The following is a 12,380-nucleotide window of genomic DNA, read 5'->3' as shown; positions in this document are numbered from 1 at the left end:
CATGGCCACGAGCGCTGCATCGATCGACTCCCCTGCCGCACCGCGCGCGGCGCTGCGCCCCGGCGCCTGGCCGAGCGCCAACGGCGAGGTCGCCTTCGCGCTGTGGGCGCCGGATGCCGAGCGCGTGGAGCTGGTGTTCGACGACGATCGGCGGCAGCCGCTGGAGGCGATCGGCGACGGCTACTTCGCCGCCACCCTGGCGTGCGCGCCGGGGACCCGCTACCGCTACGCCATCGACGGCGGCACGCCAGTGCCGGACCCGGCCTCGCGCTGGCAGCCGGACGGCGTGCACGGCGCCAGCGCGGTATTGGCCACCGACGGCTACGCGTGGCGCCACGGCGACTGGCGCGGCCGCCCCTGGGCCGAGACCGTGTTCTACGAACTGCATGTGGGCACCTGCGGCGGCTACGCCGGGTTGCGCGCGCAGTTGCCGACGCTGGCTGCGCTCGGCGTCACCGCGATCGAACTGATGCCGCTGGCCGAATTCCCGGGCCGCCACAACTGGGGCTACGACGGCGTGCTGCCGTACGCGCCGGCCTCGGCCTACGGCCATCCCGACGAGCTCAAGGCGCTGATCGACGAGGCCCACGGTCTGGGCCTGAGCGTGTTCCTGGACGTGGTCTACAACCACTTCGGCCCGGACGGCAACTATCTGGGCCAGTACGCCTCGACCTTCTTCCGCGAGGACGCGCCGACGCCCTGGGGCGCGGCGATCGACTTCCGCCTGGCGCCGGTGCAGCGCTACTTCATCGACAACGCGCTGATGTGGCTGCACGAGTACCGCTTCGACGGCCTGCGCCTGGATGCGGTGCACGCGATCGTGCCCAACGCCTTCCTCGACACCCTGCGCGAGGCGATCATGGCCAGCGTCGCCGACGGGCGCCATGTGCACCTGGTGCTGGAGAACGAGGCCAACCAGGCCGATGTGCTGGAACGCGGCTACAGCGCGCAGTGGGACGACGACTTCCACAACAGCCTGCACGTGCTGCTGACCGACGAACACGAGGGCTACTACGCCGGCTTCGCCGATGCGCCGGCGCAGCACCTGGCGCGGGTGCTCGGCGAAGGCTTCGCCTTCCAGGGCCAGGCCGACCATCGCGGGCACGCACGCGGCGAGCCCAGCGGCCACCTGCCCCCGCACAAGTTCGTGATCTTCGCGCAGAACCACGACCAGATCGGCAACCGCGCCCGCGGCGACCGGCTGATCACCCAGGTGAGCGAACCGGCGCTGCGCGCGGCGCTAGCGCTGACCGCGTTGACCCCGATGATCCCGCTGTTCTTCATGGGCGAGCCGTGGGGCAGCCGCGCCCCGTTCCAGTTCTTCACCGATTTCGCGCCGCCGCTGGACGAGGCGGTGCGCGAGGGCCGGCGCCGCGAGTTCGCGCACTTCGCCGCCTTCGCCGATCCCGAGCAGCGCGCCACCATCCCCGATCCCAACGCGCCGAGCACCTTCCAGGCCTCCATCGCCGACATCAGCGACGCCACCCATGGCGACGGCGCGCGCTGGCGCGACTGGTTCGCGGCGCTGCTGGCGCTGCGCCGCCAGCACCTGGTGCCGGCACTGACCCAGGCCAACGCGCTGGGCGCGCGGGTCCTCGGTCCGAAGGCGGTCGCCGCCGGCTGGCGCCTGGGTGACGGCGAATGGCACGTGGCCGCCAACTTCGGCGACGCACCGGTGGCGCTGGACCTGCCCGGCAGCACCGTGCACGCGGAGAACGCCGGCGACGACGCCGCGCAGTTGCCGCCGAACGCTTTCGTCGCGCGCTACCGATCCGGCAGCGCCGCATGAGCCCGCGCTGTCGCGACGCCATCGCGACAGCGCACCCCGCACGCTGGCCGCCTCGTTCGCTGCGCATCGCCGCGTACGCGCCGCCGGCGCGTGCGGGCGGGACCGCGGCGGATCTCCCTTCTTCCGCCCTGCTGCCCGGTTTGCCCTCCCCATGACCGACACTTCCCTGCATACCCTGGCCGACGCCGCCGGCCTGCTGGTCGACTGGATCGATGCCAGCGACACGCCGCGCACGGTCGGCGACGACACCCTGCGCCACGTGCTCGACGCGCTGGGCCTGGACGCGCACGACGACGCGGCCTGCCGCGACAGCCTGCACCGGCTGCAGGCCGATACCTCGCTGCCCCCCCTGCTGACCGCCGACGCCGGCGCACCGGTCGAAGTCGGCGCCGCCCCCGGCGCGGCATACCGACTCGACAATGAAGACGGGCAGGCGCTGCACGGCCACTGCGACGTGCAGGGCCGCCTCGTCGCGCCCGACGCCGCCGGCTATTGGACCCTGCAGCACGGCGACCGCAGCACCACCCTGGCGGTGGCGCCCCCGCGCTGCTTCGGCGTCGCCGACGCGGTGGGCGCGGCGCAGCCGCGGCGCTGGGGTCTGTCGCTGCAGGTGTATTCGGCGCCGGGCGCCTACGATGCCGGCATCGGCGACGCCGACGGCACCGCCGCCTGGGCCACGCGCATCGCCGCGGCCGGCGGCGATGCCATCGCCTTGAGCCCGGTGCACGCGGCGCGGCCGATCGGCGCGCATTACAGCCCGTATTCGCCCAGCGACCGGCGCTTCCTGGATCCGCTGCAGGCGGCGCCGGCGCGCGTGCTCGGTGCCGCTGCCGCACAGCGCGCGCTGGATGCGGCCGGGCTGGCGCAGGCGTTCGCCGAGGCGCAGGCCCGCCCGCTGATCGACTGGCCGGCCTCCGCTGCCTTGAAGTGGCAGTGGCTGCGGCAGCTGCACGCCGACTTCGGCCACGCCGATGCCGCGCTGCACGCCGACCTGGCCGCGTTCGAACGCGATGGCGGCAGCGCCCTGCACGCGCACGCCGCGTTTGCCGCGCGCGACTTCGGCGATGCCGATCCGGGCCTGCACCGGTTCGCGCAGTGGCTGGCCGCGCGCAGTTGGGCCGACGTGCAGCGGCAGGCGCGCGCCGACGGCATGGACATCGGCCTGATCGCCGACCTGGCGGTCGGCTTCGACGCGCACGGCGCCGAAGCCGCGGCCTGGCCGCAGGCGGTGCTGCAGGGCCTGGAACTGGGCGCACCGCCGGACGCCTTCAACGGCGACGGCCAGGCCTGGGGCATCTGCGGCTATGCACCGACCGCGCTGCGCGCCAGCGGCTTCGCACCGTTCATCGAGTTGCTGCGCGCGGTGATGCGCGATCGCGGCGGCGTGCGTATCGACCACATCCTCGGCCTGCTGCGGCTGTGGGTGATCCCGCGCGGCGCGTCCTCGTCCACCGGCGTGTACCTGCGCTATCCGCTGCACGACCTGCTGCGCCTGCTGGCACTGGAATCCTGGCGGCACCGCGCGATCGTGATCGGCGAGGACCTGGGCGTGGTGCCGGACGGCATCCGCGTGGAGCTGTCGCGGCGCGGGGTGATGGGCATCGACGTGCTGCTGTTCACCCGCGACCGCGATGGCGCGTTCCTGCCGCCGGCGCAATGGCGCAGCGACGCCCTCGCCACCACCACCACCCACGACCTGCCGACCCTGCGCGGCTGGCGCCGCGGCGAGGACATCGACTGGCGCCGGCGCCTGCAGCTGAGCGACGCCACGCAGCAACACGCCGACCACCAGGCGCGCAGCGACGACGTCGCGCACATGGACGACGCGGTCGCCGCGGCGCTGCCGCCGGACCAGGCCGCCGACCCGGAACTGGGCGCGCTGCGCTTCGTCGCCGCCACGCCCTCGCCGCTGGCGCTGCTGCCGGCCGAGGACGCGCTGGGCCTGGACCAGCAACCGAACCTGCCCGGCACCGTCGACGGCCATCCGAACTGGCGCCGGCGCCTGCCGGCACCCGACGCGGCCGCAGCCGCTGCCACCCTCACTACACGCCTGGATGCCTTCGCGCAGACCCGCCAGACCACCGCCACCGCTGCGCAAGGAGCCGACGCATGCGCATGATTCCCCTGCGGGCCACCGCCCGCCTGCAGCTGCATGCCGATTTCACCCTGCTCGATGCTGCCGCGCAGGTGCCGTATTACGCCGGGCTGGGCATCAGCCATCTGTACCTGTCGCCGATCGGCACCGCCGTGCCCGGCTCCACCCACGGCTACGACGTCACCGACCCGCGCCAGGTCAATCCCGAACTCGGCGGCGAGCCGGCGCTGCTGCACCTGTCCGAGCGTGCGCGTAGCCACGGCATGGGCCTGATCCTGGACATCGTGCCCAACCACATGGCCACCCACCCGAGCAATCCGTGGTGGTGGGACGTGCTCACCCATGGCCGGCGCAGCCGCCATGCCGGCTGGTTCGACATCGACTGGCGCGCGCCCGGGCGCGAGGGCAAGCTGTGGCTGCCGGTGCTGGACCGGCCTTATGCGCAGGCGCTGAGCGAAGGCGCGCTGCAATTGCAGGTGGCCGAGGACGGCAGCGTCGTCCTGCAGCACCACGACCAGCGTTTCCCGATCCGCCTGGACGGCGCCATCGCCCAGGAACCGGCCAGCGCGCGCCCTGCCTGGGCGGCGCGGCTCAACGACGCCGCGCGGCTGGGTGACGACGCCCTGCACCGGCTGATCGAACGCCAGTGCTATCGCCTGGCCTGGTGGCGGGTCGGCAACGACATGCTCAACTACCGCCGCTTCTTCGACATCACCTCGCTGGCGGCGCTGCGCGTGGAGCAGAACGACGTGTTCGCCGCGGTCCACGAGCTGCCGTTGCGGCTGGTCGCCGAGGGCCATCTCGATGGCGTGCGGGTCGACCACGTGGATGGCCTGGCCGACCCCACCGGCTACGTGCAGCGGCTGCGCACGCAACTGGATCGCGCCGGCCGCCGCCGCGGCATCGCCCCGGGCGGCATCGCCCTGTACCTGGAAAAGATCCTGGCGCCGCACGAGCAACTGCGCACCGACTGGCCCTGCGACGGCACCACCGGCTACGACTTCATGGACCAGGTCGCCGCGGTGCTGCACGACCCGGCCGGCGCCGAACAGCTGACCGCACTGTGGCGAAGCTGGAGCGGACGCAGCGGCGACTTCGGCCAGGAGCAGCGTGCCGCGCGCGACGAAATCCTGCAGGGTTCGCTGCAGGCCGAGTTCGTGCGCACCGTGCAGGCGCTGGGCGCCGCCGCGCACCTGGATCCGCTGACCCGCGAGTTCAGCCCGCAGATGCTGGCGCGCGGGCTGATGGCCTTGCTGCGTCACTTCGAGGTGTATCGCACCTACGCCGGGCCCGACGGCCTGGACGACGACGATGCGGCGCGCCTGGCCCAGGCCGCGCAGCGCGCGCGTGCCGGCGCCGAACCGCGAGTGTGCGCGGCGATCGACGCGATCGAACGCTGGAGCCGCGACGGCCGCGGCACGGGCAAGGCACAGGTGGCGCTGCGGCGGATCGTGCGCCGGCGCCTGGAACAGCTGTCGGCGCCGCTCAACGCCAAGTCGGTGGAGGACACCTCCTTCTACCGCCACGGCGTGCTGCTCTCGCGCAACGAGGTGGGCAGCGAGCCGGACGTGTTCGCGCTGACGCCGGCCGAATTCCACGCGGCCAACGCGGTGCGCGCAGAGCGCTATCCGCGCGCGCTGCTGGCCACCGCCACCCATGACCACAAGCGCGGCGAAGACGTGCGCATGCGCCTGGCCGCACTGAGCACGCAGGCGCCGTGGTGGGACGCGCAGGTGGCGCGGTTCCAGGCGCTGTCGGCCGACCTGCTACCGGCCGGCAGCGCCGCGCCGCTGCCCGGCGACCTGCTGATGCTGTGGCAGATGCTGGTGGCGGCGTGGCCGCTGGAACTGGCGGTGGACGATGCCGACGGCCTGCGCGACTACGCCGAGCGCATCGGCGCCTGGCAGCTCAAGGCCGCCCGCGAAGCCAAGCTGCGTACCCACTGGACCTGGCCGGACGAGGACTACGAGCGCAGTGCGCGCGCCCTGCTCGATGCCGCACTGCTGCAGCCGGCCGGCGCCGCGCTGCGCGAGGCGCTGGCGCAGGCCGCCGCGGCGCTGGCCCCGGCCGGCGCGCTCAACAGTCTGGTGCAGACCACCCTGCGCCTGACCCTGCCCGGCGTGCCCGACCTGTATCAGGGCAGCGAGGGCTGGGACCTGTCGCTGGTGGATCCGGACAACCGCCGCCCGGTGGACTACGCGCTGCGTCAGGCCTGGCTGGGCGACGCAACCGCCCCAGGCGCGCTGCTGCAGGACTGGCACAGCGGCCACGTCAAGGCCTGGCTGACCGCACAGCTGCTGCAACTGCGGCGCGCGCATCCGGCCCTGTTCGCGCACGGCAGCTACACGCCGCTGCAGGCGCAGGGCCCGCAGGCGCAGCACGTGCTCGGCTTCGTGCGCGAACACGAGGGCGCCTCGCTGGTGGTGGTGGTACCGCGGCTGAGCGCCGCCGCGCAGGCGTTGCGGCCGGACGCGCCGCTGCGGGCGCAGCTGGACTGGCGTAACACGGTTCTGACACTGCCCCAGGCAGAGTATCGTCCGGTGCTGGCCGATGCTGCCGTCGCGACAACCTCGGCCATTCCGGTATCGGCGCTGTTCGCCGAGTTCCCGGTGGCCGTACTGGTCGCCTCCCCCTGATTCCGCAAGAAGCCATGGACGCAGAAACACGCCAACGCCGCATCCGCCAACTCGCACACGAAATCTGGGAAGCCGAAGGGCGACCCGACGGCCGCGCCGCCCGCCACTGGGCCATGGCCGAACGCCTGGTGGACGCGGAGGCGGCCGCCGAAGCCGAGGCCGAGGCGCTGCCGCCGCAGCAACCGCGACGCAGCGCCGGCAACGGCAGCACCTCTTCGTAAGGATCCTTCATGCCCGTGCGCAAGCTCACCCGCCGTTCGCGTATCCGCGAGGGCCTGCCGTACCCCCTGGGCGCCACCTGGGATGGCCTGGGGGTGAACTTCGCCCTGTATTCGGCGCACGCCACCAAGGTGGAGCTGTGCCTGTTCGACGACCGCGGCCGCGAGATCGAACGCATCGCCCTGCCCGAGTACACCGACGAGATCTGGCACGGCTACCTGCCCGACGCGCGCCCGGGCCAGCTCTACGGCTACCGCGTGTACGGCCCGTACGCGCCCGACGCCGGCCACCGCTTCAATCCCAACAAGCTGCTGCTCGATCCCTACGCCAAGCAACTGGTCGGCGAACTGAAATGGGCGCCGGCCCTGTTCGGCTACACCATCGGCCACAAGGATGCCGACCTCAGCTTCGATCGCCGCGACAGCGCCGCCTACATGCCCAAGTGCGCGGTGATCGATCCGGCCTTCACCTGGGGCAAGGACCAGCGCCCGCAGACGCCGTGGGACAGCACGGTGATCTACGAGACCCATCTGCGCGGCACCACCATGCGCCACCCCTCGGTGCCCGAAGCCTGGCGCGGCACCTTCTCCGGGCTGAAGGTCGACGAGGTGGTCGAGCACATCAAGCGCCTAGGCATGACCGCGGTGGAGCTGCTACCGGTGCACGCCTTCGTCGACGACGAATACCTGCTCAAGCAGGGACTGCGCAACTACTGGGGCTACAACACCATCGGCTTCTTCGCCCCGCACCCGCGCTACATGGCCACGCGCACCGTGTCCGAGTTCAAGCAGATGGTGGCGCGCCTGCACAGTGCCGGGCTGGAAGTGATCCTGGACGTGGTCTACAACCACACTGCCGAAGGCAACGAACTGGGGCCGACGCTGTCGTTCAAGGGCATCGACAACGCCAGCTACTACCGCCTGGCCGAGGACCGTCGCTTCTACATCAACGACACCGGCACCGGTAATACCTTCGACCTGACCAATGCCGGCGCGCTGCGCATGGTCAATGACTCGCTGCGCTACTGGGTGGCGGAGATGCACGTGGACGGGTTCCGCTTCGACCTGGCCACCATCCTCGGCCGCGAACACCACGGGTTCGATCCCAAGGGCGGCTTCCTCGACGCCTGCCGCCAGGACCCGCTGCTGAGCCAGGTCAAGCTGATCGCCGAGCCATGGGACGTCGGTCCCGGCGGCTACCAGGTCGGCGCGTTCCCGCCGGGCTGGTCGGAGTGGAACGACAAGTTCCGCGACAACGTGCGCGCGTTCTGGCGTGGCGACGAAGGCCAGCTGGCCGAACTGGCCACGCGCCTGACCGGCTCGGCCGACCTGTTCCACCACCGCGGCCGCCGCCCCACCGCCTCGGTCAACTTCGTCACCGCCCACGACGGCTTCACCCTGCACGACCTGGTCAGCTACGCGCACAAGCACAACGAGGCCAACGGCGAGCACAACCGCGACGGCTCGGACAACAACATCTCCGCCAACTACGGCGTGGAAGGCGAGACCGACGACGAAGACATCAATGCCCTGCGCCTGCGGCAGATGCGCAACATGCTGGCGACCCTGCTGCTGTCGCAGGGCACGCCGATGCTGCTGGCCGGCGACGAGTTCGGCCGCAGCAAGGGCGGCAACAACAACACCTACTGCCAGGACAACGAACTGACCTGGCTGAACTGGGAAGCCGGCCCGCGCGCGCACCAGCTCAGCGCCTTCGTCTCGCGCCTGACCCACCTGCGCGCGCACTACCCGCTGCTGCACCGTGCGCGTTTCTTCGACGGCGTCTACGACGAGGAACTGGGCATCAAGGACGTGACCTGGCTGGCCCCGGACGGCGAGGAAATGACCGAAGCCTCCTGGCACGACCCGCACGCACGCGCGCTGATGATGCGCCTGGATGGCCGTGCCCCGTCCAGCGGCCTGCGCCAGGCCGCGTCCAACGTGACCCTGCTGATGATCGTCAACGGCGCGGTCGAGGACGTGCAATTCACCCTGCCGCTGGTGGAAGGCGAACACTGGCGCGTGCTGATCGACACCGCCGAGCGCGACCACGAGCACGGCCTGCCCGGCGGCGCGCAGTGGCACGGCATCGGTCGCTCGCTGACCCTGCTGGCGGCCGAGCGCGACAACAAGTCGACTGCCGCGCATCACCGCAATGCGGATGCGCCGGCGGCGTGATCTGATGGGAGCGCCCGGCGATCTGCCGGGTGCTGCGCGTCGCGGCTGAAGCCGCTTTTACAGAAGCTCGGCAAACGGCGAACGTCGCGAACTGTCGTCCGCAGGAGCGGCTTCAGCGCCGCGACCCGACATCGATGGAACCCCGGCACCGCTTCGTCGCCCCCGCGGCCCACCGCAATCGCCCGCGCGGATAGCATCGCCGACAACAGCTTGACGGCGGCTCATTGGCGCCCGCCCCGCTCCACATACGGCCGCGCCTGCAGGATCACCACCTCGTCGCCGACCACGGCCCACTCGATGTCCTGGTCGGCGCCGCCCAGGGCCTGCTTGGTCATCGCGCCAACCTTCGCCAGCCGCGCGATGAGGGCGTCGGTCAGCACCTGGCGGGTACCGGTGATCGGCACCTCGCGGACGCCGCCGGCGGCGTTGGCCACGAGTTGGGTGTCCTCGGCCGAGCGGCTCAGCACCTGCACCGCCTTGGACCAGCTCGAATACATCACCTGTTCGGCCTGGCGCTTGCCCTCGACCACACGGATGCCCAGGCCGCGCTTGGCCGAGATGTAGGTGACGTGGCGGCGCGCGGCATCGAACGGGTCGCGGGTGATCATCACGCCGGAGCTGTCCGAGGGCGCGGCCAACTGCACCAGCACCGCCATGGCCACCGCGTCCTGCGGCAGGCCGGCGGCGGCGCGCGCTTCGTAGGCCTCGAAGTTGTACACCGACGCCCACACCGTCTGCACGGCCCTGGCCAAGGCGTCGGCGCGGGTGACGTTGGGCACGGTGGTGTACAGGCCGGCGCCGCTGAAGGCGGGCAGATCCTCGGAGTTGGACGAGCTGCGCACGAACACGCCGGCGCCGTGCAGTTGCGCGCGCCACTGCGCCTCCAGCGCACGCACGAAGGCGGGATCGGGCGCGGCGTCGGCGATCTCGCCGCGCAGCGTCGCCAGCGCGGCGCGGCGCACCTCCGCGTCGGTGGCGAAGCCGGGGCGACGCTGCAGGTCGTGCAGGCGCTGGTCGACCTGCAGGCGCTGCAGCGCCGCCTGGTAGAACGCGAACGGAATGCAGAAGCCGTCCGGCACGCGCGCGGCCGGCGGCAGTACCGCCTTCAGCGTGCCGAGATTGGCCGCCTTGGTCCCGCATGCCCGGCTGTCGCTGGCGCGCAGCGCCGCCAGCGGCTTGAGCGCGGCCACGCGCAGGTCCGGACGCGGCAGCGTGCGTGCCGCGCTGCGTGGGATGGCAGCGGGTGCGGCCGCCGGCGGCCCCGCCAGCGGCGTCACCCGGTAATCGTTGTGGGTGACATCCAGTTGCACCCAGCGGCCGTCGTACTGGCGCAACGCCGCCTGTGCATCGCGCACGTACACATTGGGAATGCCCCAGCCCTTGGCCAGCAGGTTGACGTGCGACAACAGCGTGGACGGGCGCTGCGTGACCAGGCCGGCGACCGGCGCCAACGCGATCGGCACCTCGTCCAGCACTGGGATGTCACGCGGCGACAGCGTGCGGAACTGCGCCTCCGAGCGCACGATGCGCAGCCGCCCCTCGGCGTGGCCGGTATTCAACGGCAGGAAGCGCTGCTCGCGCAGCAGCGCCTCCTGGGTGACGAACGCCAGCCCGGCGCTGCGGGCCAGTTGCTCGTGCAGCGTGGAGTTGGTCTTGAACCGCAGCGTGTCGAAGAACGACGCGCGCAAGGCGGCATCGGTCTGCTGCAGCAGCGGTGCAGTGAGCAGGTCGCCCTCCCAGAACTCGTAGGTGTAGCCCGGCAGGTCCTGCTGCCAGCTCAGGGTGCCGAACAGGAAGCGCCGCTGCGGATCGCGGTATTGCGCCTTCAGCGCCGCCTTGCCCATGCGCGGCGCCAGGCGCTGGCGCACGAACGGTTCGTGCAGCGCGAACCGCGGCGTGTTGAGGTAGTAGACGCGACCGCCCTGCTGCCGGTCGATCACGAACAGCAGATGCGGCAGCTCCAGCGCGGTGCCGGCGTTGTAGACCCGCGCCAGTTGCATGAACTGCGCGCGGCTGTCGAGGCGCGGCAGGAAATCGGGTCCGGTCGCCGGCTGCGCGGCGGCGGCGTGGCCTGGGCGTTGCTCGTAGGCAGACGGCTTGCGCGCGGTCTGCGCCAGCGTGGGTTCCGCGTGCCACAGCAGCGCAAAAAGGAAACACCACGCCGACACGCGTGGCCAGGCAAGCGGCGGACGGGCTCGATCCATGATGCCGGTTCGGGAGGACGAAGAGCGCGGATCATACGCCAGCGCCTGCGCGTTGGCTGCGCGGCGAGGCGCTGCCGGCGGGGCCGGGCATTCGCTGTCGGCGCGGACCGTTGGTGGGATGGCGCGATGGCAAAAACGCGATGGCGCCCCATGCCGAACAGCTCCATCGGATCGTCCTTTCGGTATCGTTGGCGGACAGAACGCTGCGCAGCCGTGTGCGGCCCCGCCGCCTGCCTGCCCGCGACCTGACGCATCTCGCCCCAGCAAGGAGTCCGCATGCCGCTGTATCCCCTGTTCGCCGACCTGGCTGGACGCCGCGTGCTGGTCGTCGGCGGCGGCGAGGTGGCGATGCGCAAGATCGAGGCGCTGCTGCACGCCGGCGCCGACGTGCTGGTGTACGCGCACGCGCTCAACCCCACCGTAGCGCAGTGGCTGGCGCAGGGCCGCCTGCAGCGCGCCGACGGCGCCTTCGACCCGCAGTGGCTGGACGACGCCTGGCTGGTGGTAGCGGCCACCGACGACGAGGCATTCAATCGGCAGTTGGCCGAGCAGGCCGGGGCGCGGCGCAAGTGGGTCAACGTAGTCGACGACGCCGCGCTGTCGACGTTCCAGGTGCCGGCGATCATCGACCGCGATCCGCTGCTGATCGCGATCTCCTCCAGCGGCGCGGCGCCGATGCTGGCGCGGCGCCTGCGCGAGCGCTGGGAAACCGAACTGGACCATTCCTACGCCGAACTGGCGCAACTGTTCGCACGCCACCGCGCCGCGATCCGTGCCCGCCTACCGGAGTTGGCGCAGCGCCGACGCTGGTTCGAGCAGGTGCTGGAGGGGCCGGTGCAGACGCTGCTGCAGAGCGGCCAGCGCGACGCCGCCGAGCAGGCCTTTACCGACAGCCTGCAACGCAGCGACGAGGTACCGCGGCAGGGCAGCGTGTGGCTGGTCGGCACCGGCACCGGCGACCCCGGCGCGCTGACGCTGAAGGCGCTGCGTGCGCTCAACCAGGCCGACCTATTGCTGTGCGGTGCACAGGTGAGCGCGGCGGTACTGGGCATGGCACGCCGCGATGCCAGCCGCCAGCTGTTGCCGGAGGATCCGGCAGCGCACCTGGCGCTGCTGGTCGAACAGGCGCAGGCCGGGCAGCGCGTGGTCAGCCTGCTGCCGGGCGATGCGTTCCGGCAGGCGCCGCATGACGCGCTGGCGGCGCAGTTGGCGACGGTCGGCATCGCCTGCGAGGTGGTGCCCGGCGTCGCGCCGGGCTGA

At 72.0% G+C, this 12,380-nt stretch carries 7 protein-coding genes; 6 read left to right on the top strand and 1 reads right to left on the bottom strand.

The window, feature by feature from the left end:
* Position 1 precedes the first annotated feature (1 nt).
* The 5 genes from treZ to glgX all read left to right on the top strand — a co-directional run bounded on the left by treZ (position 2) and on the right by glgX (position 8,916).
* Positions 2 to 1,789, top strand: a complete 1,788-nt coding sequence (treZ, locus tag QN245_RS03710) for a malto-oligosyltrehalose trehalohydrolase (RefSeq protein ID WP_317844596.1) — start codon at positions 2 to 4, stop codon at positions 1,787 to 1,789.
* Positions 1,790 to 1,940: 151 nt separating this feature from the next.
* On the top strand, positions 1,941 to 3,908 hold the full coding sequence (gene malQ / locus QN245_RS03705) for a 4-alpha-glucanotransferase (RefSeq protein WP_317844595.1): 1,968 nt from the start codon (positions 1,941 to 1,943) through the stop codon (positions 3,906 to 3,908).
* Positions 3,905 to 6,520, top strand: a complete 2,616-nt coding sequence (treY, locus tag QN245_RS03700) for a malto-oligosyltrehalose synthase (RefSeq protein ID WP_317845298.1) — start codon at positions 3,905 to 3,907, stop codon at positions 6,518 to 6,520. Before malQ ends, treY begins: the two co-directional genes overlap by 4 nt.
* Positions 6,521 to 6,534: 14 nt before the next feature.
* Positions 6,535 to 6,741, top strand: a complete 207-nt coding sequence (locus tag QN245_RS03695; RefSeq protein ID WP_160969709.1) for a DUF2934 domain-containing protein — start codon at positions 6,535 to 6,537, stop codon at positions 6,739 to 6,741.
* A gap of 9 nt (positions 6,742 to 6,750) precedes the next feature.
* A complete protein-coding gene (gene glgX, locus QN245_RS03690) occupies positions 6,751 to 8,916 on the top strand; it encodes a glycogen debranching protein GlgX (protein ID WP_184447234.1) in 2,166 nt (721 codons plus the stop codon).
* A gap of 221 nt (positions 8,917 to 9,137) precedes the next feature.
* Here glgX and QN245_RS03685 read toward each other — a convergent pair whose 3' ends face one another.
* Positions 9,138 to 11,120, bottom strand: coding sequence for a PEP/pyruvate-binding domain-containing protein (locus QN245_RS03685; protein ID WP_317844594.1), 1,983 nt, complete (start codon positions 11,118 to 11,120; stop codon positions 9,138 to 9,140).
* 276 nt (positions 11,121 to 11,396) lie between these two features.
* Here QN245_RS03685 and QN245_RS03680 point away from each other — a divergent pair, with 276 nt between their 5' ends.
* A complete protein-coding gene (locus tag QN245_RS03680; RefSeq protein ID WP_317844593.1) occupies positions 11,397 to 12,380 on the top strand; it encodes an NAD(P)-dependent oxidoreductase in 984 nt (327 codons plus the stop codon).

Origin of the sequence: Xanthomonas rydalmerensis (genome assembly GCF_033170385.1) — a bacterium.
Taxonomy (GTDB): Bacteria; Pseudomonadota; Gammaproteobacteria; order Xanthomonadales; family Xanthomonadaceae; genus Xanthomonas_A; species Xanthomonas_A rydalmerensis.
Note: the sequence above shows the minus strand (reverse complement) of the source record. Positions and strands in the feature narration are given on the sequence as shown.

Excerpts from the sequence above, each read along its gene's own strand:
- QN245_RS03695 (WP_160969709.1), top strand. The coding sequence starts at position 6,535 with ATGGACGCAGAAACACGCCAACGCCGCATCCGCCAACTCGCACACGAA.
- QN245_RS03685 (WP_317844594.1), bottom strand. The coding sequence starts at position 11,120 with ATGGATCGAGCCCGTCCGCCGCTTGCCTGGCCACGCGTGTCGGCGTGG.
- glgX (WP_184447234.1), top strand. The coding sequence starts at position 6,751 with ATGCCCGTGCGCAAGCTCACCCGCCGTTCGCGTATCCGCGAGGGCCTG.
- treZ (WP_317844596.1), top strand. The coding sequence starts at position 2 with ATGGCCACGAGCGCTGCATCGATCGACTCCCCTGCCGCACCGCGCGCG.
- QN245_RS03680 (WP_317844593.1), top strand. The coding sequence starts at position 11,397 with ATGCCGCTGTATCCCCTGTTCGCCGACCTGGCTGGACGCCGCGTGCTG.
- malQ (WP_317844595.1), top strand. The coding sequence starts at position 1,941 with ATGACCGACACTTCCCTGCATACCCTGGCCGACGCCGCCGGCCTGCTG.
- treY (WP_317845298.1), top strand. The coding sequence starts at position 3,905 with ATGATTCCCCTGCGGGCCACCGCCCGCCTGCAGCTGCATGCCGATTTC.